The sequence below is a fragment of the Bordetella genomosp. 10 genome (assembly GCF_002261225.1).
Taxonomy (GTDB): domain Bacteria; phylum Pseudomonadota; class Gammaproteobacteria; order Burkholderiales; family Burkholderiaceae_B; genus Bordetella_C.
Genome location: NZ_NEVM01000002.1, coordinates 1,355,115 through 1,378,812 on the forward strand (window position 1 = coordinate 1,355,115; position 23,698 = coordinate 1,378,812).

Here is a 23,698-nt window from a genome sequence, read left to right on the forward strand (position 1 = left end):
TGGGGCGGCCCGGCGCGCTCATCACTCGTTCCCCCGTGAGTAATCGTAGGGATCATGCCCACCGTCAGGAGGCGTGTCGAAGTTCTGCGTGGGCGGCGGCGAACGCGTCTGCCATTCCAGGCCGGTGGCGCGCCAGGGATTGGGACCGGCGGGCTCGCCCCGGAACCAGGACCAGAGCAGGTAGCACAGCGGCAACACGTAGCCGACGGCCAGCACCGCCGCGCCCAGCGAGGAGACGACGTTCAACGCCTGGAATTCCGGGGGATAGGCGTGGTAGCGGCGCGGCATCCCTTCATATCCCAGGATGTATTGAGGAAAGAACGTCAGGTTGAAACCGATGAAGATCGTCAGCGCGGCAATGCGTCCCAAGGTTTCCGGATACCGTCGTCCGCTGATCTTGGGCCACCAGAAGTGCACGGCCCCCAGATAGGCCATGACCGCGCCGCCCACCATGATGTAGTGGAAATGGGCCACGACAAAATAGGTGTCGGTGACGTGCACGTCGATCGCCAGCGTCGCCAGGAACAGCCCGGTGAGTCCGCCCACCATGAACAGGCCGACGAACCCCAGCGCGTACAGCATGGGCGCCTCGAAGGTGATCGACCCTTTGTACAGGGTCGCCGTCCAGTTGAAGACCTTGATCGCCGACGGCACCGCGACCAGGAAGCTGAGGATGGAGAAAGTCATATTCGCGTACACCGATTGCCCGCTGACGAACATGTGGTGGCCCCACACCAGGAAGCCGATGACGGCGATGCCCAGGATGGCGTAGGCCATGGTGCGGTAGCCGAAGACGCGCTTGCGCGCGAAGCAGGGAATGATCTCGCTGGCCACGCCCATCGCGGGCAGCACCATGATGTAGACGGCCGGATGCGAGTAGAACCAGAAGAGATGCTGGAACAGCAGCGGATCGCCGCCCAGCGCCGGATCGAAGAAGCCGATGCCGAACAGGCGCTCGGCGGCCAGCAGCAGCAAGGTAACGGCCAGCACGGGCGTGGCCAGTACCAGGATGATGCTGGTCGCGTACAGCGCCCACACGAACAGCGGCATGCGGAACCAGCCCATGCCCGGCGCGCGCATGGTATGGACCGTGACGATGAAGTTCAGTCCCGTCAGGATGGAGGAAAAGCCCACGATGAATACGCCGAACAAGGTGACGATCACGTGGCTGTGGGAAAACATGCTGGAGAACGGCGTATAGAACGTCCAGCCCGTGTCCACGCCGCCCAGCACCAGCGCGGCGAGCGTGAAGCAGCCGCCGATGACGTAGAGATACCAGCTCATGAGGTTCAGGCGGGGAAACGCCAGGTCCTCCGCGCCCAGCATCAGGGGCACCAGGAAATTGCCCAGGACGGAGGGGATGGAGGGAATCAGGAACATCCAGACCATGATCACGCCATGCGCCGTGAACAGTTTGTTATAGGTGTCGGCGCTGACCAGGTCCCCCTGCGGCGTGACCAGTTCCAGGCGCATCAGCGCCGCCGCGCAGCCGCCGAGCACGAAGAATGCCGTGATGCTGAGCGCATACAGGATGGCGATGCGCTTGTGGTCGCGCGTCAACAGCCAGGAACGCAAGGTGTGGCCGGCGTTCAGATACGTGCGCACGGCCGGCGACGCGGGCAAGGGGGATGCCGGCGCGGCCGGCCCGGGAATGGTGCTCATCGCGGCGGCGCCTCCTTGGGCCGGTTGGAGCGCAGGTACTGCACCAGCGCCATCAGGTCCGATTCGCTGAACTGGCCGGCGAAGGACGGCATGACGGGGGCATAGCCGGCGACGACATCCTTGCCCGGCTCCAGGATGGAATCTCGGATATAGGTCTCGTCGGCGACGACGACGCGGCCGTCCTGCAGGAACACCCGCCGGCCGAACAGGTTCGTCAGGTCCGGCGCATGGACCGTGGAGCGGGCATCGTGGCAGCCCGCGCAGCCGTGTTCGCTGAACAGCCGGTAGCCGCGCTCGGCCAGGTCGGGTCCCGCCCTGCCCTGCGCCGCCCATTGGCGGTACTGTTCCGGCGGCATGGCGACGATGCCCCCGCCCATGGACGCATGGTCGGTCCCGCAGAACTCGGCGCACAGCAAATGATAGGTCCCGGCCTTGGTCGCCGTGAACCAGATGGCGGTGTAGCGTCCGGGAACCACGTCCTGCTTGATGCGAAACGCCGGCACGTAAAAGCTGTGGATGACGTCCTGCGACGTCATGAGCAGGCGCACGGGTTGGCCCACCGGCACGTGCAGTTCATCTATCTCGCGCGTGCCGTCTTCGTGCTCCAGCGTCCAGACCCACTGCTTGGCGACGACGTAGACCGGCATCGCGCCGGCGGGCGCGCGCGTCAAGGCCGCGTAATCGTAGGCGCCCCACAGGAAAAGCCCGATGAATATCAGCAACGGCGCGATCGTCCAGGTCCATTCCAGGCCGTTGGCGTGGTCCGGCGCCCGGCTGCGATCCGCCGTGGAACCGCGCCGGTAGCGCACGCAGAAAACGATGGCCAGCACGGTCAGCGCCAGGGCCATCGTCCCCGCCACGCCGACAAGGGTCAGGAAAAGATGGTCGGTGCCCGGCGCCACCGACGACGCCGCGACCGGCAGCAGGAATGGCGTATCGCTCATGCGCGCCTCCCGTTCCCGCGCCGGCGGCAGCGCAGCATCCAGAGCCCCATCGCCAGGACGGCCAGCGTACCCAGGCCCGCCGCCCGCGCCATCGTCATGGCGGCGACGCTATAGCGGCCCGTCCGGGGGTCATAGTGGGAGCACAGCAGGATCAACTGGTCCGCCAGGCCGCCCACTTTTCCGCCCGAGGCCTCCACCAGGGCCAGCCGCACGTCGCGCGCGGACTGGCCGACGCCCAGCAGGTAGCGGGAGATGCGCCCTTGCGGGGTCAGGACGAGAAAGCCCGCCGGATGCAGGTATTGGCCGGTCGCGGGGTCGCGCCGGTAGGGAAAGCCGGCGGCGTCGGTCAACGCGGCGATGGCGGGCGCGGAGGCCGTCAGCAAGTGCAGACGGCCACGTTGTCCCGCGGGCATCAGGCTGGCGTAGTACGGGTATTTGCGCGCGGCGTCGGCCGGAGTCTCCGCCGGATCGATGCTGACGGCGACCACCTCATGGGGGACGTCGACGGTCTGCAAGGTCTGGAGCACGGAATCCATGAGCGTCGAACAAAGCACAGGACAGCGGTAGTAGCCCAGCACGAAGATCACGGGCCGCCGGCCCAGATAATCGGACAATCCCCTTTCCTGCCCCTGCGCATCGCGCAAGCCCTGGACCATGGGCATCATCCGTCCCGGATGCTGGCGGAAGGCGAAGTCGGAGGCATCCAGCCCGGCGGCCAGGTCCGATGAAGCGAACGACGGCCCCGCGCCGGCGAGACCGAGCAGCAGCGCCGCGATCCAGCGTCTCATTGCCGCACTTCTCGTGGTCATGGCCGCGCTCCTTGAACGAGCGCCTGCATCGCGACGTCCAGCGGGACGCGGGCGATGCCGCGTGCGCGGTCGACCCAGGCGTAGCCGTCGAGCAGCTTGCGCTTGCCGGCCAGGTAGCGGGCCATGTCCACCTGCGGTTCGGTCTCCAGCAAAGGGCCCTTGACCCAGGCCGCGGGCGGCGTCGAGGCCGACGGCGGATGGTCTCCGTCCCAGCGCGAGGTCAGCAGCATGGCGGCCGTCACGACCGCCGCAAGGACGACCAGTCCTCCCAGACCGATGCGGACGACGCTGCGCACGCGAATGCCGTCATGCATGATCCGCCTCCTGTTCCGGCCGCGCGGTGGATGGCGACGGCGCCGGCGGCAATCGCGCGGGAAAGCACATGACGGCGCCCCGCACCAGCAAGCCCATACCCAGCCAGGCGAGGACCGTCATCCATGCGGCCTGTCCGCCGAGGCCCTCGATCGAGGGAAATATCCACCATGCGATCTCGCACGCGCCGACCATGAGCAGCAGCAACGACAGCCCGCGCAGGCATGCCGCATCGCGCTTGAAACCGCGCGACAGCAGGACGGCCAGCGGCAGCGCCAGCCCCAGCAGCGCCAGCCCCAGGGCGACGCCGGCCCACGGTCCCGCCACACGCGGCAGATACCAGGAGATTTCCGCCGGCAGGTTTTCCGCCCAGATGATCTGGAATTGCGTGAATGCGATGTAGGACCAGGTCAGCACGTACATCAGCAGCAGGTTTCCCAGATCGCCGCGCGTCTCCGGGGCGGCAATGCGCGCGCCCCGATACGCCGCGGCCGCCATGGCCATCTTCAGTTGTGCCACCAGCACCACGAGGCCGAAGGCCGTCGAATACCAGGGCGGCGTCAGGGACATCAACAAGTCGACCGCGGCGAGGCTGATGCTGACGGCGTAGAGCGCCAGGCCGGCGGCCGCATAGCCCTGCCGCCGCGCCGCCGTGCCGCCCCGGCCGTCCAGGCATGCCAGCACGGACCAGAGAAGGACGTAGATCACGATTCTTCCCATGAATCCCGAAGGTTGAAGCCAGGCGCCACGGAACACAGTCTCTTTCGCGGCGTCGACCCAGTCGGGACGCGCCCAGGGATACAGCGCGCGCAGGCAGGGAAAGACGGGAAGGATGAGTATGGCCAGGGCCGGCGTTCCCGCGCGCAGGCGGCTCAAGGTGTCCGCGATGGGCGCGAGCCAGCGGCCGCCGGTCAGGCGCTGCATCCACAGCGTGGCCTGCGCGCCGAGGGCCAGGCCCGCCCAGAACCACCAGGCCGCCAACCAGGCCGCGCCGAAGGCTCGCTTGTCCGCGATCAATCCGTACGCGCAGAGCGGCAACGCAAGAATCCCGCCGGCGGCCAGCAGGAGAACGCCATGGCGCAGTGGCGTGGCGCCCGGACGCGCCAGTTGGCGGAGCAGCCGCGGCGTCTTCATGGAAGGCTCCCCGGCTTGGCGTGGCCGGCGGCGGGCGATTCCTGTCCTTTGGGACCGTCGCTTGTGCCTGTCCCTGCTGTGCCTGTCCCTGCTGTGTCTGCCTCTGCTGCCTTTGTCATGCCAGCCCCTGTGCCCGTATCCACGCCTGCTTTCGTGTCCGCCCCTGCGCCGGCGCGCGCCAAGCCGTCCCGGACGGCGTCCCGCATCGCCGGCGGCAAGGTATCCGGCGTGGCGTGCTGGCTCAGTTGCAGCGCGCGGACGAAGGCGACGATGGCCCAGCGGTCCGCGGGTTCGATGCGGTTGCCGTACGCGGCCATGACGCCATAGCCATTGCTGATCACGTCATAGAAATGCCGGTCCGGCGCGGCGCGCAGGCGATCGCTGTGATACGTGGGCGGCGCCGGGAAGCCCCGCTGGACGATACGCCCGTCGCCATCGCCCACTGGACTATGGCAAGGCATGCAATACACCCCGTAGAGGGTCTGTCCATGGCGCAGCATCGCCGGCGTGATCGGATCGGGCAACGCCGTGGCGGCCTGCGCCCGCTGGTCGTCATCGACGCCGGCCGTGCCGTTCCTGCCGCTGCTCGTGTCCGCCTCGCTGCCGCGGGCGTAGGCCTGGACGCCGGGCGGCGGCGTGCGGGACAGGGCGCCGTCCGGGAACAGCGTCCCCGCCTTGTAGGGTTTGCCGCGTGGCTGGTCGTACATATTCTGCGCGGCGCGTTCGCAACCGGCCAAGGCCAACACGGCGAGCAGCGCCAGCGCCGGACCCAAGGCGCCGAGCGATCGCCGGCCCCGTGCCCGCTCGCCCGTCCCCGTCCTGCGAACAGGACCGCCCGGCGACGGGCGGCGCGGCCATTTCGCCTCGCGCCTCATAGCGGCACCTCCCGTATCGCCAGGGCTTCCTGGCCCTCCAGCACCGCACGGGCGGCCTGGCAAGCCCGATCGCCCTGGACGGCCTTCTCCGGCAGGCGCAGGCACAGGAAGAAGCGGTCGCGGCTGGCAAGATCGAAATCCGGCGCGTCGAACAGCGGATGGTTCAGGCGCGGCAGGCCGTTCGCCCACAGCATGCCGAGCACGGCGCAGACCGCCGCGCAAAGGATGGTCATTTCGAAGGCAATGGGAATGAACAGGGGCCAGCTATGCAGCGGCCGGCCGCCGACGTTGATGGGGTAGTCCAGCGTGGCGGAATACCACTGCATGGCATAGCCGATGACGCCGCCCAGGACGCCGCCCGCCAGCGCCGCGCGCGGGACCGAGCGGTTCTCCCCGTAGCCCACGGCCTCGGGCAGGCCGGGCACGGGGAACGGCGCGTAGGCCTCGAGCGTGAAGCCGCCACCCGCCCGCGCCTGCCGCGCGGCTTCCAGCAAGGCCTCCGGGGTCCTGAACTCGGCGATCAGACCGTACAGGCGGGACGGCAGTCCGGTGGCCGGGACTTTCGCCAAGCCGACGCCCCCCGCGGATATACCACCATCTTCCGCCGCCACCTCGCCCTCCTCCTCATACGCCATCTCCCGCACTTCGCTCATCGAAATCATCGGAACGAAGCGCAGGAAGAGCAGGAACAGCCAGGCAAAGAAGCCGATGGACGCCAGCAGGAAAGTCCAATCCCAAATCGTGGGATGAAAAATGCCCCAGGACGAGGGCAGGAAATCCCGATGCGTGCTCTGCACCACGATCATGAACCGCTCCATCCACATGCCCAGGTTGATGACGAGGCTCACGGCCAGCAGCCAGACGGGGCTGGTCCGTACGCGGCGCGACCAAAGCACCTGAGGAATCAGCACATTGCACAGCAGCACGGACCAATAGACCGGCGCATAGGCGCCGAACCAGCGGTCCCGGACCATGGCGATCTCGAATTCATCGCCGCCGTAGAAGGCCATGAAGACTTCCGACGCATAGCCGTAGGCGACGATGGCGCCCGTGGCCAGCAGCACGCGCGCCGCCAGCGACAGATGCCGGATGGTGATCAGGTCCTGCAGGCGGAAAACGTGCCGCAGCGGGATCGCCAGCGTCAACACCATGGCGAATCCCGAATAAAGTGCGCCGGCCACGAAATACGGCGGAAAGATCGTGGAGTGGTACCCGGGCGTATTGCCGATCGCGAAGTCCAGCGACACCACCGTATGCACGGATACGACCAGCGGCGTCGCCAGGCCGGCCAGCAGGAGATAGGCCGTTTCGTAGCGGGCCCAATGCCGCGCCTCGCCGCGCCAGCCCAGCGCGAACAGGCCATAGACGATCCGCCTGGCCCGGCGCTTCGCGCGGTCGCGCAAGGTGGCGAGGTCCGGCAGCAAGCCGACGTACCAGAACATCAGCGACACCAGCAAATAGGTGCTGATCGCGAAGATGTCCCACACCAGGGGGCTGCGCCATTGGGGCCACAGGTCCATGCGGTTGGGATAAGGCATCAGCCAATAGGCGAACCATGGCCGCCCGAGATGCAGGATGGGAAACAAACCCGCGATGCCCGCAGCGAACAGCGTCATCGCCTCGGCGAAACGGTTGATGGAGGTGCGCCATTTCTGGCGCAGCAACAGCAGCACGGCGGAAATGAAGGTGCCGGCGTGCCCGATGCCTATCCACCAGACGAAGTTCGCCAGCGCGAAGCCCCAGGCCACGGGAATGTTCACGCCCCACAGGCCCACGCCCCTGTAGAACAGCCAGGCGCTGGCCCCGAACAGCGTCAGGGTCGCGGCGGAGGCGAGCAGGAACAGCGTGCGCCAGCGCCAGTGGGCCCGCCAACCGGCGCGGAAACCCGCGCCGCGCCCCCGTCCGCGCGCCAGCACGATGTCGGAGATGCGGTCGGTGATGCTGGCGTAGGTGTCAGGCATCGTCGGGCTCCAGGCGGGCGGCGCGGTCTTCGCGGCGCGCCAGATAGCGCGTGCGCGGCCGCGTATTCAGCTCTTCCAGCAAGGCATAGGCGCGGGGCGAGGCGCGGCTGGCGGCGACCTGGCTATCCGGGTCGTTGAGATTGCCGAAGACGATGGCCTGCGTGGGACAGGCGGCCTGGCAAGCCGTGACGACCTCGCCGTCGCGCAGTTCGCGGTTCTCCTTCTGCGCCTGGATGCGCGCGCGGCTGATGCGCTGGACGCAATACGTGCACTTCTCCATCACGCCCCGTTGGCGCACCGTGACGTCGGGATTCTGATGCGCGGCGGCGGCCTCGCCGTGATCCGCGAAGTCGAAGAAATTGAAGCGGCGCACCTTGTAGGGACAGTTGTTGGAACAGAAGCGCGTTCCCACGCAGCGGTTGTAGACCTGCGCGTTCAGTCCTTCCGAATCGTGCACCGTGGCGCCCACCGGACAGACCGCTTCGCAAGGCGCGTCCTCGCAATGCATGCACGGCACGGGCTGGAACAGCGTGTCTTCGTCCTCGCGATAGACGTCGACGCGTATCCAGTGCATGACCCGGCCGCGCATCACCTGCTCCGCGCCCACCACGGGAATGTTGTTCTCGGCCTGGCAGGCGACGGTGCAGGCATTGCAGCCTATGCATTGGTCGAGGTCTATGGTCATGGCCCAGGCGTAGTCCGGATAATCGACCTTCGGATAAAGCGACGGCGGTTCGGGGGTCGGCGCGAGCGGCGGCGCGCTCAGGTCTTCGACGCGGACGATGTCGCGGCCGTGCATGGACATCTCCGTCTGGACATGCGCGTAGGCATGGCGGCGCCCGGTGCGCGCCAGGACCGCCTGCACCGTGGGCAAGGGGTCGCCCCGCGCATCGCAGTCCTGCAGAGCATAGGCGTCCACGCCCACGCCGGTTCCCACGCTGCCCGCGTTGCGCCGGCCGTAGCCGAGATGCAAGGTGACCACGCCTTCGGCATGGCCGGGCAGGACGTGAACGGGCGCATCCACGCCGGCGTCGCGCGACACGGCCGTCAGCGTGACGACGTCGCCGGTGTCGAGTTGGTATTTGCGCGCCGTGTCAGGTCCCATGAAGGCGGCGTTGTCCCACGTCAGGCGCGTCAACGGCCGCGGCAATTCCTGTAGCCAGGCGTTATTGGCCATGTCGCCGGCGCCGAGATAGGGATCGGGCAGCAGTTGCACCGTCAATTGCGCCGTCGGTTGCACTGTCACGCTTGGCTGTGAGGCTGGGCTGTCATCCGACGAGGCTGCCGGCTTTCCCAGGGTGGCAGTGGGCGTAGCCAATACAGCCGGAGCAGTCGGAGCAGTGGAAACAATGGGAGCAGCAGCATCTGGAGCCTGTGCATCAGGAGCCCGCGCATCTGAAGCCCGCGCATCGGGGGCGTGCGCGTCCGCCACGTCGGCCTGCCCCGCCATGTCGACGTAGCCGTTGCGCAGCGCAGCCTGCCACCGTTGCTCCAACTCAGGGGTCCAACCGGAGGCACCTCCCCATCGCGCCTGCCAGGTTCGCTTCACCACCGCCAGCGCATCCGGATCCTCGCCATCCACCAGCACCTGCAACACCGTGTGCGGCGATATCCCGCCGTGCAGCGGCGCAATCATGGGCTGCTGGATCGTCGCCGTCCCATCCCAGGCGAGCGCATCGCTCCATGTCTCGAGCTCATGCGCGCGCGGCACGTGCCACGCGCAGGCGCGCGCCGTCTCGTCGCGATAGAGGCCGACGTGCATGGACCACGGCACCCGCCGCAGCGCATCGGCGAACGCTGCCTTGCCGGGCGCGTCGTAGACGGGGTTGACGTCCAGCACCATCAAGGTCTCCACGTCGCCGGCACGCATCGCCTCGACCAGCGCGCCCAGTCCGGCGGGAGACCGCACGGAGACGGGCGTGACGAACTTGCCTACCGCGCCCAGGCGCGCATTGATGGCCCACGCCAGCGCGTGCGCCTCGGCCGGGAGCGAGGGCCCCGCGACAAGCACCGCATTCCCTACACCCCCGCGCAGAAGATCGACGAGGCGATGCGCCCACGAAGGCCATGCAGGCGTGACGTCGCCGTGTCCGTGTGCATCATCGCCGTGTCCGTGTGCATCTCCATGTGTTTCCCCACGTTCGTCCTCATTCCCATCCCCCTTCCCATTCGCCGCGCCGCCCACGCCCAACTCCGCTGCCAGCCATTCGACCAGCCCGCCCATTTCCGCGGGGTTCATGGGCCAGCGCTGATCCGCCATCGCGCCGGTCAATCCCGGCATGGCTTCGATCGCGTACAGCCGCGTCCGCGCCTCGGCCCGCGGCTCGCCCCGTCCGCGCGCGAACTCGCGGGCCAGGCGCACGCCCGCCGGCGTATCGACGAAGATATCCGCCCCCAGCGTCACGACGACACGCGCGTGTTCCAGGCGATACATGGGCTGCGCGGGCCGCCCCAATGCGCGCCTCGCGCCCTCCTCGGCCGCCGCCGGATACGCGGGGTCATGCCGATGCCAGCGCATCCCCGGATACCGCGCAGCCAGCGCATCCAGTTGCCGCAGCAAGGTCGGCGACGTGACATGGCCCGTCAATACGCGCAGTCCGGCGCCGCCGCGAGCCGCCATCGCCGCGCGCCGCGCCAGCAACGCTTCCCGCGCCGCATCCCAGCCGGACACTGCTTCTCCTCGCCGCACCATGTCCGACCGGTCCGGATCCCACAACTGCCAAAGCGCTGCCTGCGTCCGTGCATCGGTAGACCCCATGCTCATCGGATGGCGCGGATTGCCCTCGATCTTGGTCGGCCGGCCATCGTGCGTCTCCACCAGCACCGGCAGCGCGTAGCCCGCCCGCGTCACCGCCGAGGCATAGAACACGGGATCGTTGCCAGGCCCGCCTTCGGGCATGTGCGCGTACGGCACGATCGCTTCCTCCGGCGGCCCGCTGCACCCCGCCCCCGCCAGCGCCGTGGCCACCGCCATCCATTTCAGCAAGACGCGCCGGGAGGGGCTGGCGGGCGCATCCGGCGCGCCGCCGGCCGCGGCCTCCCCTGCCTGGGAGCCGTGAACGGGAAGGATGGGTATCGTCCGCGGGCGGTCCATGGTCATCGATGACAGGTCGTGCAACTGGTCATGCGCGCCTCGCTTTCGAAATGAAAGACGCGCTGCAAGGTGGCGACGTCGGCGTCGGACAGGGGCGGCACGTCGCGCATGACGAATACCTGGTCCACCGGGCCGACGTGTTTCTCGGGCGCCCGGTGGCAATCCAGGCACCACTGCATCTGCAACTCCTGATGCCGCACCAACTGCGGCATCTTGTCGACGCGGCCATGGCAGGTGACGCAGGCCACGCCCTTGGCCACGTGCACACTATGGTCGAAGAACACGAAATCGGGCAGGTCGTAGACCCGCTTCCAGTGGATGGGCACGCCGCTCGCCGCGGCCTCGCGCAAGGGCGCAAGCACCGGCGAGTCCTTGAACAGCACCGCATGGCAGCTCAGGCATATCTCCGCCGATGGCATCCCCGCCGACGCCGTCTTTTGCACGGAGACATGGCAATAGCGGCAATCGATGCCGTCGTCGCCGACGTGGTGCTTGTGGCTGAACGGAATGGGCTGCGCCACCGCCACGTCGGCGGCCACCGGCGCGGTCATCTGCCAGACGACGGCCGCGACCGACGCGAACAGCAAGGCCAGCGTGCCCAACAGGACCAGCTTGATACCCAGGACCGCGGCTTTGTCGAAGACCTGTGCCATGCAGGGTGCAGCGCGCCGACGCGCGCGAGTGGCCGAAAATGGCGCTGGCGGAGCAAGCACCATGCCGCCCGCTCGCACGCGCGGCATGTCAGCTTGCGGTCAGGCCACGCGCGCCGCGCAACGCGAATCGAAGGAGACCGGGCCGCAGCAAAAGGCCGGCGGCACGAGCTAGTCGAGCCGGCCAGGACCCGCTAGCCCGGACTGCCTGTCACCGGCAGGATCAGCCCCGTGATGTAGCTGGCGCACGCGGGCGCGGCCAGGAAGACATAGGCCGGCGACAATTCCTCCGGCTGCGCGGGCCGGCCCATCGCCGTCTTGGCGCCGAATTCCTCCAACTCCTTGGGCGGCTTGTCCGCCGGATTGAAAGGCGTCCACACGGGGCCGGGCGCCACCGCGTTGACGCGTATCCCGCGCTCCGCGAGATTGCTGGCCAGCGACATGGTGAAGGCATGGATCGCCCCCTTCGTCGTGGAATAGTCGAGCAGTCCACCGCTTCCGCGCAGCCCCGTCACCGATCCGGTGTTGATGATGCTGCCGCCCTCCTTCAAATGCGGCACGGCGGCCTTGGCCATGTGGAAATAACCGTAGACGTTGGTGCGCAGCGTCTCGTCGAAGCGTTCTTCGCTCAGTTCCTCGATCGACTGCGCATGCTCCTGGAACGCCGCATTGTTCACCAGCACGTCCAGCTTGCCGAACGCCTGCAAGGTTTGGTCGACCGCCTGGCGGCAGAACGCCGGGTCCTTGACGTCGCCGGGGATCAGCAGGCAGCGCCGCCCTTCCGCTTCCACGCAGCGTCGGGTTTCCTCCGCGTCTTCGTGCTCATCGAGATAGACGATGGCGACGTCCGCCCCTTCGCGCGCGAACAGCACCGCCACCGCGCGGCCGATGCCGGAGTCGCCGCCGGTGACGATGGTCGAGAAGCCGTCGAGCTTGCCGCTGCCGCGATACCCCGGCGCCGAGAACGCCGGCCGCACGTCCATATCGGCTTCCAGGCCGGGTTTCTCGATACGCTGGCCCGGCAGGGGCGGCTCCGGATACTTCCGCTGTCCGGCCTGCATCGCCTTTTTCCCGCCGGATGAGGACGGCGGCTTTCCGGCGCCTGCCTGGTCCCGCTGATCCTGCTTCCGCTGGATGGCGCGCTGCTTGTCCGCGGTGGCCTCGGCTTGCCCGCGGTCATCCTTGGGGCCTTCCTTGAGTTCGCTCATGAATGTTCTCCCTGTTCTCCCGATAGTCGCGATTCATTCGCAACTATCGATCCCGGCGTATGCATCCAGGGCGGCCCGCGCGCCGTCTCGCCTTGCGTCACAAGGTATTCAGGGGAATCTTCAGATACCGCACGCCGTTGCCTTCGGGCTCGGGCAGTTTCCCCGCGCGCATATTGATCTGCACGGATGGCAGGATCAGGCGCGGCATGCCCAGCGTGGCGTCGCGCTGTTCGCGCAAGGCCACGAACTCTTGTTCGGACACGCCTTGGCGCGCGTGGACGTTGCCCTCGCGCTCGGCCGCGATGGTCGTTTCCCACACGTAACGGTCGCGGCCCGGCGCCTTGTAGTCGTGGCACAGGAAAACGCGCGCGCTGCCCGGCAGCGCCATCAGACGCCGGATGGAACGATACAGGGTCGCCGCGTCCCCACCCGGAAAATCGCAGCGCGCCGTGCCGTAATCCGGCATGAACAGCGTATCGCCGACGAAGACCGCATCGCCGATGACATACGCCATGCACGCGGGCGTATGGCCCGGGACATGCAAGGCCACCGCTTGCAGATGTCCCACGTGGAAGGCATCGCCGTCGGCGAACAGGTGGTCGAACTGGCTGCCGTCGCGCGCGAACTCCGCGCCGGCGTTGAAGACCTTGCCGAAGACGTCCTGCACCGCCGTGATGCGCGCGCCGATGGCCACGCGGCCGCCCAGCGCCTGGCGCAGCAAGGGCGCGGCGGACAGGTGGTCCGCGTGGACGTGCGTTTCGAGCACCCATGCGACTTGCAGGTCCCGCGCGCGGACGAACTCGATCAGCCGATCGGCGCTGGCATGCGCCGTGCGGCCGCTGGCCGCATCGTAGTCCAGCACGCTGTCGACGATGACGCAGGTATTCGTACCGGGATCGACGACGATATGGCTGACCGTGAAGGTGTTCTCGTCGAAGAAGGAATGAACGTCGGGACGCCGCGATACGTCCTGGATCGCGGTGTCCACGACGGCGATGGCGCGGTCCAGCGCCGCGGCCGTGGCGGATGCTTGCATGCGGGCTCCCTTGCGAGGACTGGTGACAGGCGTGCGGTGCACGCCGGCTGGATCACTGTACCGGATCGGTCCCGCCGCTGGCCATCCACGGGGCTGCCCGTGGGATGGCCGCTTTTTACGGTCCGCCGCGCCGCGCGACGTTGCCTGTCAGCCCTTGGAACGCATCGTCGTTAGCCCCCGGGTCTCAAGCGCCGCCCTCTTCCCGCTCGGAACGCGCGGTCAGCGACTGCCCGATGCCCGCCGCTTCCCGCCGCAGGACGGCGAGCACCATGGCCTCCCGTTCGGGCGTCATGCGCATGGCGATGGCCGCGACGCTGAGGGCGGCCACCGGCCGGCCGGTGCCGGTCATGATGGGCACCGCCACGGTGCGCGCGCCCGGCACCTCCACCACGTCAATGGCCACGTGTCCCTGGCCGCGCGCCTCGCGCATCATCGCCCGCAGCCGCTTTTCGTTCATGCCCGCATAGGCGCCGAGGCGGGGGACATTGTTGGCGAGCACCAGTTCCGCCACCTCCTCCGGCAACGCGCTGAGCATGGCCAGGCTGCCGGCGCCTATGCCCAGCGGCCGCCGCGTGCCGACGTCGACGATGAAGGTCTTGATCGGATAGGAGCCGACGGCGCGATCCGCGCATACCGCATCGTCGCCGCTGCGGATCATCAGGAAGACCGTGTCGCCGGTGTCGTCGGCGATGCGCGCGAGCGCCGGCTTGCACAGTTGCGGCAGGTCCAGCCGCTCCGAGGCCGCCAGGCCCATGTCGTAGGCCAGGTGGCCGAAATGGTAGCGCCGCGTGGCGCTGTCGAATACCAGCACGTCTTCCTCGACCAGGCATTGCAGCATGCGCCGCGCGGTGCTGCGGTCCAGGCCGGTGCGCGCGGCCAGTTCCGGCGAAGTGGCGCCGCGCCGCTGCGCGGCAACCAGCGCCCGCAGCAGGCTGACCGTGCGGCGGATGCTTTGGGTGCCACCGGCGGGCGCGGCGGACGGCGATGCAAGAGCAGGCGTGTCGGTCATATTGTGATCATCGAATCCGGTTCATCTCTATCCCGGCGGCACATATTCCTATAACTTTGCGCCGCGGCCTCGATATTTTGGCTAACGAGTGGATCAGATCACAAAACGACTTTGATCACAATGTGATTATCCAATCCCAGGATTCGGGGTCCCAAGGTTTGAAGCGGCCGGCTGCGCTATGGGGTTCGGTCCTCGACCGTGGGCCGCGCGGGCGTCCTCTTCCGAGGCCGTCCCAAGCGGCGATACGAAACAACGAAAACAGGGCCCGGCCCATACAACCATACAAAGGAGACACCGTCATGAACCGGAGCGCACGCGCCCCCCTCGCTTCCCGTATCGCGCTCGCCGCGGCTTGCACGCTGGGACTGCTTTCGTCCGTCGCCGCCGCGCCTGCCGCCGCCGATTATCCGAACAACCCCATCCGCATCGTCGTGCCCTTCGCGGCGGGCGGCACCAGCGACCTGGTGACGCGCATCCTCGCGCAGGCCATGGGCGCCGAACTGCGCGTCCCCGTCATCGTCGACAACCGCCCCGGCGCGGGCGGCAACATCGGCTCCGAGCTGGTGGCGCGGTCGGCGCCGGACGGCTACACGCTGCTGATGGGCACGGTGGCGACGCACGGCATCAACGTGAGCCTCTACAAAAGCATGCCCTTCGACCCGGTCAAGGACTTCGCGCCTATTAGCCTGGTGGCGTCGACGCCCAGCGTGCTGGAGGTAAACCCCTCCCTGCCGGTGAAATCCGTGGCGGACCTGATCGCCTACGCCAAGGCGCATCCGGGGAAGCTGTACTTCGGGTCGGCCGGCAACGGCAGTTCCCATCATCTGGCCGGCGAGTTATTCGATTCGATGGCCGGGGTGAAGATGACGCACGTGCCCTATCGCGGCACCGCGGCGGCGGTGACGGACACGATGGGCGGCCAGGTCCAGGTGATCTTCGATACCCTGCCGTCGGCCATGCCCTTCGTGAAGTCCGGCCAGTTGCGCGCCCTGGCCGTCACCAGCGCGAAACGCGATCCCGCCCTGCCCGACCTGCCCACCCTGGCCGAGGCCGGCTTGCCCGGCTACGAAGTGGGCTCCTGGTACGGATTGCTCGCGCCGGCCGGCACGCCGCCGGCCATCGTGGACAAGATCGGCAAGGTGGTGGCGGGGATCGTGCACCGTCCCGATATCCAGCAGAAGCTGCAGGCCCAGGGCGCCACGGCCGTCGGCGGCACGCCGGCGGAGTTCGCCGCCCACATCGCCAGCGAGATCCGGAAATGGCGGCCGGTCGTGCAGGCATCGGGCGCCCGCGTGGATTGACCGCCTGTCCCAATACCGCTTACCTCAATACGTTTTATCCCGATATATGGAGCCGCAGATCATGAATGAGAAGAAGCCGACGGTGGGCGTCATCGGCCTGGGCAACGCCGGCCTGGCGTTGGCGCAGCCCTTGTCGCGCCGCTTCGACGTCCTGGGCTACGACCGCGACACCGGGCGGCTGGCGCTGGCCCGCGACATGGGCCTGCGCGGCGCGGCCGACGCGGCGCAGCTCGCGCGGGAGAGCGGCATCATCCTGCTGTCCCTGCCCACGCCGGCCGCGTCGCTGGCCGCCGCCGACGCCCTGGCGCAAGGCGCGCCGGACGACGCCCTGCGCGACCGCCTGATCGTCGAGACCAGCACCGTCAGCCCGCAAGACGTGGCGGCGCTCCAGGCGCGCGTGGCCGGACACGGCGCCCGCGTCGTTGACGCCGCCATCATCGGCGGCGTGCACAAACTGGCCGAGGGCAAGACGACCTTCCTGGTGGGCGCCGATCCGGCCGACTACGCCCGCGCCCGGCCGGTCCTGGAAGCGGCCGCCGAGGAGATCTTCCACCTGGGCGCGGCGGGCAGCGGCATGCGGGCCAAGCTGGTGAGCAACGCCGTGGCCCATACCACCATGGTCATGCTGCTGGAGGCCGCCGCGCTCGCCGTGAAGGCGGGCGTGCCGCTGGACGTCTTCTACACCCTGATGCGGCGCGAATCCGGCCTCATGCGTCCGCTCACGCACCGCTTCGGCGAACGCATCCTCGGGCAGGACTTCGAGGGCGGCATGCCCACGGCCAACGCCCGCAAGGATTCCGCGCTGGCGCTGGAGCTGGCGCGCGAACTGGGCGTGCCCCTGTTCACCATGCAGGCGTCCCATTCCGTGTATGAGATCGCGCGCGGCGCCGGACTGGACCGCCTGGACTATGCCTCCATTTCCAAATTGTGGGAACAGTGGATGGACATCGGATTCGGAAAAGATGCCCATGCACACTGAACTTTCCGCCGCCGCCTCCAATCCCTGGTACTACGAATATCTGGACCAGATCGCCAACCTGGAACTGAAGAACAAGCCCGCGCAGCAAGGCGGGACGGCCCTGCGCTATCGCGCCGCGCGCGACGCGCAGGGCGGCGGGCCGATCTGCGCGCGCATCGCCCGCGCCCTGCTGCCCTTGCCGGCAGGCGGGACGGTCATCCTGGTTACCGGGACAGGCAACCCCGAATGGCTGCCGCAAGGCGAGACCGACGGACCGTCCGGCGTGGCCGTATTGGCGCGCGTCTTCGGCGCCCTGGGCTTGCGCAGTTGCGTCCTGTCCGAAGCGCGCTTCCTGCCCGGCATCGCCGCGGCGGTGCGCGCCGCCGGCACGCCCCTGCTGGAGGAATCCGCCTGGCGGCGGCGCGATAACGCCGCCCTCGCGCTGCCCTTTCCCACCGGCGCGGCGGCGGCGGAACCGTTCATCGACGGCCTGCTGCGCCGCTTGCCGGACCCCGCCGCCGGCTTCTTCATCGAGAAGCCGGGACCGAACGCGCAAGGCGTCTTCCACAACAGCAGCGGCAAGCCCAAGGACAGCGAATGGGTGGCGCACGCCCACCTGCTCGCGGACGCCTTGCGCGCGCGCGGCCTGCCCACGCTGGCGGTGGGCGACGGCGGCAACGAGATCGGTTTCGGGCGCCTGCGCGCAAGCCTCGCCGACGTCCTGCCCGGCGGACGCGATTGCGGCTGCCCCTGCCACGGCGGATTGCTGGACGCGACGGAAGTCGACCTGCTCCTGCCCGCGGCCGTCTCCAACTGGGGCGCCTATGCCATCGCGGGGGCGCTGGCGCTGGTCCACGGCCGGCCGGGCCTGATGCCCGACTGGCCCGAAGTCGCCGCCAGCATCGCCGCGCCCATCGCCGCGGGCGCCTACGACGGGTATAGCGGACTGGCGCTGGACACCGTGGACGGGACCTCGCGCGCCGCCAACCAGTCCGTCTATCGATTGATGCGGGAAGTCCTGCGTCTGGCCAACGAGCAAGGAGGCTGATATGAAGATATTCAAGTCCGGCCGCACCTCCGTCTACATGGTGGGCGGCGGCGGCATGGGTCTATCGCACCCCTGCGACTCGCACGTCTATGTCATCGAGAACGGCGGCGCGGCCGCGATGATCGACGCCGGCAGCGGCATCGCGCCGGAGGAAATCCGCGACCGGATGCGGGAGGACGGAATCCCGATGACGGCGATCGAAACCATCGTCCTGACGCACTCGCACTGGGACCATGGCCGCGGCGCCGCCTGGTGGGTGGCGGCCACGGGCGCAAGGCTCGCCGTGCACCGCCTGGGCGTGCGCACCCTGGAGACGCAATTGTGGCCGTCCTCGCACGTCGAACGGCACGGCGTGGCCTCGCGCCGCGCCAGGGTGGACCGGCCGCTGGAGGACGGCGACCGGATCGAGGTCGGCGCCATCGCCCTGGAGGTCGTGCATACGCCTGGGCACAGCGACGACTCCATCTCCCTGCTGGCGCGCCTGGACGGCCGCACCGTGCTGTTCGGCGGCGACACCTGTTTCGCCGAGGGCGGACACGGGACGGTCAATGCGGATACGGATTTCCGCGCCTATCGCGCTTCCGTGCGGCGCCTGGCGGAATTGAAGGTGGACGTGCTGTTTCCCGGGCACAAGCATTTCGTGCTGTCGCGGGCCCACGCGCACATCGCCATGCTGGACCGCCGGATGTCAGGATCGTGGACCAGCATGGTGGATACGCGCGTCCCCTTCTTTCCCACATGGTGGCTGGAGCACGACGCCTCGCTCTACGAGGACGCCGCGCGCCCGGCGTGAGGGCTTCCTATCCGCTCAGTTGCCTTCCATCTTCATCTTGGCCAACACGCCCTTCCATGCCGTCGTCTGCTGATTGATGAACTGCTGGAACGCCGCGGGCGTGCTGCCCTTGGGATCGGCGCCGCTCTGCAGTAGTTTTTCCTTGAAGTCCGGATCGTCCATCGTCTTCAGCAATGCGTCGCTGAGCGTCGCCACCACCTCCGGCGGCATGCCCTTGGGCCCGATCAGGCCATACCAGGTCGACATGTCGTAGCCCGGCAAGCCCGCTTCCTCGATCGACGGAATGTCGGGGGCCGCCCCGGAGCGCGTGCGCGTCGTCACGCCCAGGGCGCGCAGTTGGCCGCCCTTGATCAGGGGCAGCGCGGTGGGCAGGTTGGGAAACGCCATGGTCATGCGGCCCGCGATGAGATCGGACATGAAGCTGCCGCTGCCCTTGTAGGGAATGTGCACCACGTCCAGCCCGGCCAGGGACGCAAACAGTTCGCCGGAAAGATGCACCGACGTGCCCGTGCCCGAGGAGGCGAAGTTCAATTCACCGGGACGCTTCCTGCCGTCGGCGATGAGCTGCCTGATGTCGCGATACGGCGAATTGGCCGGCACCACCAGGACATTGGGCGCGCTCATCACCTGGCCGATGGCGGTAAAGTCATGCGCCGGATCGTAGCGGGCCGACTTGTACATCAACGGATTCGTGACGAAGCCGATGGACGTGTAGTACAGCGTATAGCCGTCCGCGGGCGAGCGCTGGGTATATTCGGTGGCGATGTTGCCGTTGGCGCCCGGCTTGTTTTCGACGACGAAGGACTGTCCCAAGCGTTCGCCCAGCTTGGCCGCCAGGAGACGGGCAACGGCGTCGGTGCTGCCGCCGGGGGTGAAGCCGACGACGATGTGCACGGGCTTGTCCGGATAACGCGCCAGGGCTGGGGCCGGAGCCGTCGTCACGGCCGCCGCCATCATTGCGATCGCCATCGCCCATCGGCCGCTTCGCTTGTATCGTCTTGCTTGTTGTTCCACTTGGTCCATGCTGTCTCCTGTTTTGTCGTTGCGGCCGACTCGGCTTGTCGGCCGTGCTTCTCTTTTTTTTGCTTTCGTCCCGTCACTCGCGCAGCAGGCGCAGTTTCGAGATCTCCTCCAAGGCCTCGTGCGTCAGGCCGTCGACGCGGTCCACCACCCGCAAGCCTTCCGGCGTGACGGCCAGCGTGGCCAGGTCGGTGTAGATGCGATCGACCACGCCGGCGCCCGTCAACGGGTAGTCGCAGGTCTCGACGAGCTTGGATTCGCCGTTCCGGGTCGTGTGCTCCATCATGACGAAGACCTGCCTGGCGCCGCGCGCCAGGTCCATCGCGCCGCCCACCGCCGGAATCGCGCTGGCGTCGCGCGTGCGCCAGTTGGCAAGGTCGCCGCGCACGGAAACCTGGAAGGCGCCGAGCACGCAGATATCGATGTGGCCGCCACGGATCATGGCGAAGGAATCCGCGTGGTGCACGATGGCGCCGCCCGGCAGCAAGGTGACGAACTGCTTGCCCGCATTCACCAGTTCGGTGTCGATGTCGTCGCCCTCGGCCACGGGTCCCATGCCGATGACGCCGTTTTCGCTTTGCAGGATGATCTCGCGGTCCGGCGGCAAGAGGTTGGAGATGGTCATCGGCTGGCCGATGCCCAGGTTGACGCAGGCGCCCTCGGGAATGTCCTGGATCACGCGGCGCGCGACGTCGGGCACGCTGCGCGGGGTATAGGGTTTGCTCATGTTCAGTTCGCTCCTGCCAGGACGACCCGCTGGACGTAGACGCCCGGGGTAACGATGTGCTCGGGATCCAGGCCGCCGAGTTCGACGATGCGCGAGACCTGGGCGATGGCGCAGCGCGCCGCCGCGGCCATCACCGGGCCGAAATTGCGGCCGGAGCGCCGGTAGGTCAGGTTGCCCCAGCGATCGCCGGCATAGCCCTTGATCAAGGCATAGTCGGCGCGCAACGGATATTCGAGGATGTGCTCCACGCCGTCGATGACGCGGCTCTCCTTGCCTTGCGCGAGCTCGGTGCCGGCGCCCGTCGGCGTGAAGAAGGCGCCGATGCCCGCCCCGCCCGCGCGTATGCGCTCGGCCAGCGTGCCCTGCGGCACCAGCTCCAGTTCCAGCTTGCCCTCGCGATAAAGGTCGTCGAAGGCATTCGATCCCGGCTGGCGCGGAAAGGAGCAGATGAACTTGCGCACCTGGCCCGCCGCCACCAGCTTGCTCAGGCCCTTGCCCAGGCTGCCGGCGTTGTTGCTGATGATGGTCAGGCCGCGCGCGCCCTGGCGCACCAGCGCGTCCACCAGTTCGAACGGCAGCCCGGCGCCGCCGAAACCGCTCACCATCAGGACGGCGCCGTCCGGAATATCGGCCACGGCCGCGTCCAGGCCGTCCACGATCTTGTCGATCATTGCTTGTCTCCCGCAACGTGTGCGTCGGTATCCGGCTCGAAGACCGGCAAGGGATAGGAACCGTCGGTGGCGGCGAACGTCACCCGCACGGCGTCGCCGATCGCCCAACCATCGGCCGGCGGGTTCACCAGATGCGTCAGCATCGACGGCCCTTCGGCCAGGGTCACGAAGGCGAGCACGAAAGGCGCTTCGGCATGCGCCACCGTGGTGAAGGAATACACGCGGCCGCGGCCGCTGCCTTCGGTCCATGCGGCGTCGCCCCCGCACAAGGGGCAGCGTGGACGCGGATACCAATGCGCTTGCGCGCAGGCCGCGCAACGCCGCAGCAGGAAGCGTCCCTCGGCGGCCGCCTGCCAGAAAGGCAAGGTGTCGGGCGACGGGATGGGCGCGGGATGGACACGCGCCGGCGTGGTATCCGCATCAGTCCTTGCTTGCGATTGGCCGTTCATACTCGCTCCAGGATCAAGGTCGCGCTGCCGTGCCGGGTGGCCAGCATGCCGCCCGTGCCGTGCGCCAGCGCCAGATGGCAGTCCGGCACCTGCACGGCAGGATGCGCCTCGCCGCGCAACTGCCGCACGGCCTCGATCACCTTGGTCATGCCGCCGCGATTGCCGGGATGGTTGTTGCACAAGCCGCCGCCGTCGGTGTTGAACGGCAGCTTGCCAACGCCGGAGATCAGGTTGCCGTCGGCCACGAAGCGGCCGCCCTCGCCCTTGGCGCAAAAGCCCAGGTCCTCCAACTGCATCAGGACCGTGATGGTGAAGCTGTCGTAGAGGGAGGCATAACGTATGTCCGCCGGCGTCACGCCCGCTTCCTCGAAGGCCCGCGCGCCGGACCAGCGGCCGCCGGAATACGTCAGGTCGATGTAGCCGCCCGCGGTATGTTTCACCGCCTCGCCCGCGCCGCGCACCTTCACCAGCGGGCGCCGCAAGCCGCGCGCGATCTCCGGGCTGACGACCACCAGCGCGCCGCCGCCGTCGCTCACCACGCAGCAGTCCAGCCGATGCAAGGGATCCGCCACCAGGGGCGACTCCAGCACGTCGCGCACCGTCACCGGCTTGCGCAGCATCGCGTTGGGGTTGTGCTGGGCGTGCTGCGAAGCGGCCACCTTGATCCAGGCAAGTTGTTCGCCGGTCGTGCCGTACTCGTGCATGTGACGCCGCGCGCACATCGCATAGCCCGCCGCGTTGGCCAGGCCATAAGGGAACTCCCATTGCGCGTCCGGCTGGTCCGGGCTGCGCATCCGCGCCTTGGTGCCGGTGGCGACGCCTTCGCTGCGCGGCCGGCCCGCCAGCGTGATGAGCGCGATACGGCACTTGCCGGCGGCGATGGCCTGCGCCGCGTGCGCCACCAGCGCGATGTAGGACGCGCCGCCGAGATCGGTGTTGTCGACGTGGCGGGGTTGCAGATTCAGATAGTCGAGCATGGAGGTCGCGCCCAGCCCGGGCGTGTCGCCCGAGCAGAAATAGCCGTCCACCTCCTGGGCGGGTATCCCGGCGTCCGCCAGCGCGCCGACGGCGACGTCCGCGTGCAGTTGCGCCAGCGAGATGTCGGGCGCCTTGCGCAAGGGGTGCTCGTAGGCTCCCGCAATGTAGGCCTTGCCATTGATGCTCATGCTGCTGCCGGCGCGCCTCCGTCGTTTTTAAAAAATAGAATTAACTTCTATTTTTATTAGAATAAACTTCTATTTTCTTGTCAACGACGAATCCCAGATACGCACATGCCCGCCAAACGCAGTCCCTCCGCCGCTACCGGCGCGCCCGAGAAACCCGAAGGGGTGGCCGCGGCCAACCGCGCCCTGACGGTCCTGCGCGCCTTCGGCCAGGCGCCCGACGGCCTCACCCTGACCATGCTGGGCGCCGCCACCGGCCTCTACGAAAGCACCATCCTGCGCCTGCTCGACTCGCTGATCCTGGCCAACTTCGTGAAGAAACTCGCCGACGGCCGCTATGTGGTCGGGCCCGGCGTCATGCCCCTGGCGGAGATGTACCGGCAGTCGTTCAAGCTGTCCGACTACGTGCTGCCGCGCCTGCGCGCCCTGACCGCGGAAACCGAGGAATGCTCGGGCCTCTACGTGCGGGAAGGCGACCAGCGCATCTGCCTGCATCACATCCAGCCCCAGCGCTCGGTGCGCTCGCACGTGCGCGAAGGCGTGTTGTTTCCGCTGGACCGCGGCGCCGCCGGGCGCGTGATCCTGGCCTTCGACCAGCAGGCCGAAGGGGAGCCCTATGACACCATCCGCGCCCAGGGCTACGCCATCACGCAGAAGGAACGCGATCCCGAAAGCGCCGCCATCGCGTGCCCGATCTTCGGGCACGACGGCAAGCTGGTGGGCGCGATGTCCGTCGTCATTCCGCTCTACCGCTATTCGGAGCAGACGGTGAAGCGCATGCTGCCGGCGATACGGAAGCAGGCCCGCCTATTGAGCGAGGATCTGGGCGGCGCGTGACGGCGCCGCTCTCGCCGGGGTTCCCCCGCGCGGCGCC

General features: G+C 68.3%; 22 protein-coding genes. 5 read left to right on the plus strand and 17 right to left on the minus strand.

The features are described 5' to 3' along the window. Positions 1-21: 21 nt before the first annotated feature. From ctaD to CAL29_RS15165, 12 genes are all read right to left on the minus strand, one after another. The gene (ctaD, locus tag CAL29_RS15110) at positions 22-1,662 is read right to left on the minus strand and encodes a cytochrome c oxidase subunit I (protein WP_094853798.1); all 1,641 of its coding nucleotides are present in this window, start codon (positions 1,660-1,662) and stop codon (positions 22-24) included. After that, positions 1,659-2,606 carry a cytochrome c oxidase subunit II gene (gene coxB, locus CAL29_RS15115; RefSeq protein ID WP_094853799.1) on the minus strand — a complete coding sequence of 316 codons (948 nt, stop codon included), beginning with the start codon at positions 2,604-2,606 and terminating at the stop codon, positions 1,659-1,661. The genes ctaD and coxB overlap by 4 nt, the downstream gene beginning before the upstream one ends. After that, positions 2,603-3,394: an SCO family protein gene (locus CAL29_RS15120; RefSeq protein ID WP_094853800.1), complete on the minus strand. Its 792-nt coding sequence runs from the start codon at positions 3,392-3,394 to the stop codon at positions 2,603-2,605. Before CAL29_RS15120 ends, coxB begins: the two co-directional genes overlap by 4 nt. Positions 3,395-3,411: 17 nt before the next feature. Continuing rightward, entirely contained in the window at positions 3,412-3,729 is a 318-nt protein-coding gene (locus tag CAL29_RS15125; protein ID WP_094853801.1) for a hypothetical protein, read from the minus strand. Continuing rightward, positions 3,722-4,861 (minus strand): hypothetical protein, encoded by a 1,140-nt coding sequence (locus CAL29_RS15130; protein ID WP_094853802.1) that lies wholly within the window; start codon positions 4,859-4,861, stop codon positions 3,722-3,724. The genes CAL29_RS15125 and CAL29_RS15130 overlap by 8 nt, the downstream gene beginning before the upstream one ends. Beyond that, entirely contained in the window at positions 4,858-5,607 is a 750-nt protein-coding gene (locus tag CAL29_RS15135) for a c-type cytochrome (protein WP_218831855.1), read from the minus strand. Before CAL29_RS15135 ends, CAL29_RS15130 begins: the two co-directional genes overlap by 4 nt. Positions 5,608-5,732: 125 nt before the next feature. Next, entirely contained in the window at positions 5,733-7,697 is a 1,965-nt protein-coding gene (locus tag CAL29_RS15140; RefSeq protein ID WP_094853804.1) for a quinol:electron acceptor oxidoreductase subunit ActD, read from the minus strand. Next, entirely contained in the window at positions 7,690-10,797 is a 3,108-nt protein-coding gene (locus CAL29_RS15145) for a 4Fe-4S dicluster domain-containing protein (protein WP_256977472.1), read from the minus strand. Before CAL29_RS15145 ends, CAL29_RS15140 begins: the two co-directional genes overlap by 8 nt. Continuing rightward, positions 10,794-11,444: a cytochrome c3 family protein gene (locus CAL29_RS15150; protein WP_094853805.1), complete on the minus strand. Its 651-nt coding sequence runs from the start codon at positions 11,442-11,444 to the stop codon at positions 10,794-10,796. Before CAL29_RS15150 ends, CAL29_RS15145 begins: the two co-directional genes overlap by 4 nt. A gap of 191 nt (positions 11,445-11,635) precedes the next feature. Next, positions 11,636-12,649 carry an SDR family oxidoreductase gene (locus tag CAL29_RS15155; RefSeq protein WP_094853806.1) on the minus strand — a complete coding sequence of 338 codons (1,014 nt, stop codon included), beginning with the start codon at positions 12,647-12,649 and terminating at the stop codon, positions 11,636-11,638. Between the two features lie 97 nt (positions 12,650-12,746). Then, positions 12,747-13,685, minus strand: a complete 939-nt coding sequence (locus CAL29_RS15160) for an MBL fold metallo-hydrolase (RefSeq protein WP_094853807.1) — start codon at positions 13,683-13,685, stop codon at positions 12,747-12,749. A gap of 184 nt (positions 13,686-13,869) precedes the next feature. Further along, on the minus strand, positions 13,870-14,694 hold the full coding sequence (locus CAL29_RS15165) for an IclR family transcriptional regulator (RefSeq protein WP_094853808.1): 825 nt from the start codon (positions 14,692-14,694) through the stop codon (positions 13,870-13,872). Positions 14,695-14,993: 299 nt separating this feature from the next. On the opposite strand from CAL29_RS15165, the gene CAL29_RS15170 reads away from it, so the two are divergent. From CAL29_RS15170 to CAL29_RS15185, 4 genes are all read left to right on the plus strand, one after another. Beyond that, positions 14,994-15,995, plus strand: coding sequence for a Bug family tripartite tricarboxylate transporter substrate binding protein (locus CAL29_RS15170; RefSeq protein ID WP_094853809.1), 1,002 nt, complete (start codon positions 14,994-14,996; stop codon positions 15,993-15,995). Positions 15,996-16,056: 61 nt separating this feature from the next. Continuing rightward, positions 16,057-16,974, plus strand: a complete 918-nt coding sequence (locus tag CAL29_RS15175) for an NAD(P)-dependent oxidoreductase (protein ID WP_179284044.1) — start codon at positions 16,057-16,059, stop codon at positions 16,972-16,974. Beyond that, complete coding sequence (locus tag CAL29_RS15180) at positions 16,964-18,001, plus strand: glutamate cyclase domain-containing protein (RefSeq protein WP_179284045.1); 1,038 nt, start codon at positions 16,964-16,966, stop codon at positions 17,999-18,001. The genes CAL29_RS15175 and CAL29_RS15180 overlap by 11 nt, the downstream gene beginning before the upstream one ends. A gap of 1 nt (position 18,002) precedes the next feature. Then, positions 18,003-18,794 (plus strand): MBL fold metallo-hydrolase, encoded by a 792-nt coding sequence (locus CAL29_RS15185; protein WP_094853812.1) that lies wholly within the window; start codon positions 18,003-18,005, stop codon positions 18,792-18,794. Positions 18,795-18,809: 15 nt separating this feature from the next. Here the strand turns inward: CAL29_RS15185 and CAL29_RS15190 are convergent, their stop codons facing one another. From CAL29_RS15190 to CAL29_RS15210, 5 genes are all read right to left on the minus strand, one after another. Further along, a complete protein-coding gene (locus CAL29_RS15190; RefSeq protein WP_094853813.1) occupies positions 18,810-19,817 on the minus strand; it encodes a Bug family tripartite tricarboxylate transporter substrate binding protein in 1,008 nt (335 codons plus the stop codon). Between the two features lie 73 nt (positions 19,818-19,890). Next, the gene (locus CAL29_RS15195) at positions 19,891-20,541 is read right to left on the minus strand and encodes a 3-oxoacid CoA-transferase subunit B (RefSeq protein ID WP_094853814.1); all 651 of its coding nucleotides are present in this window, start codon (positions 20,539-20,541) and stop codon (positions 19,891-19,893) included. Positions 20,542-20,543: 2 nt separating this feature from the next. Continuing rightward, positions 20,544-21,212, minus strand: coding sequence for a 3-oxoacid CoA-transferase subunit A (locus CAL29_RS15200; protein WP_094853815.1), 669 nt, complete (start codon positions 21,210-21,212; stop codon positions 20,544-20,546). Then, positions 21,209-21,661 carry a Zn-ribbon domain-containing OB-fold protein gene (locus tag CAL29_RS15205; RefSeq protein WP_094853816.1) on the minus strand — a complete coding sequence of 151 codons (453 nt, stop codon included), beginning with the start codon at positions 21,659-21,661 and terminating at the stop codon, positions 21,209-21,211. Before CAL29_RS15205 ends, CAL29_RS15200 begins: the two co-directional genes overlap by 4 nt. Continuing rightward, the gene (locus CAL29_RS15210) at positions 21,658-22,827 is read right to left on the minus strand and encodes a thiolase domain-containing protein (protein ID WP_094853817.1); all 1,170 of its coding nucleotides are present in this window, start codon (positions 22,825-22,827) and stop codon (positions 21,658-21,660) included. Before CAL29_RS15210 ends, CAL29_RS15205 begins: the two co-directional genes overlap by 4 nt. A 105-nt stretch (positions 22,828-22,932) precedes the next feature. Here CAL29_RS15210 and CAL29_RS15215 point away from each other — a divergent pair, with 105 nt between their 5' ends. Beyond that, positions 22,933-23,661 (plus strand): IclR family transcriptional regulator, encoded by a 729-nt coding sequence (locus CAL29_RS15215; RefSeq protein ID WP_094853818.1) that lies wholly within the window; start codon positions 22,933-22,935, stop codon positions 23,659-23,661. Positions 23,662-23,698: the final 37 nt, after the last annotated feature.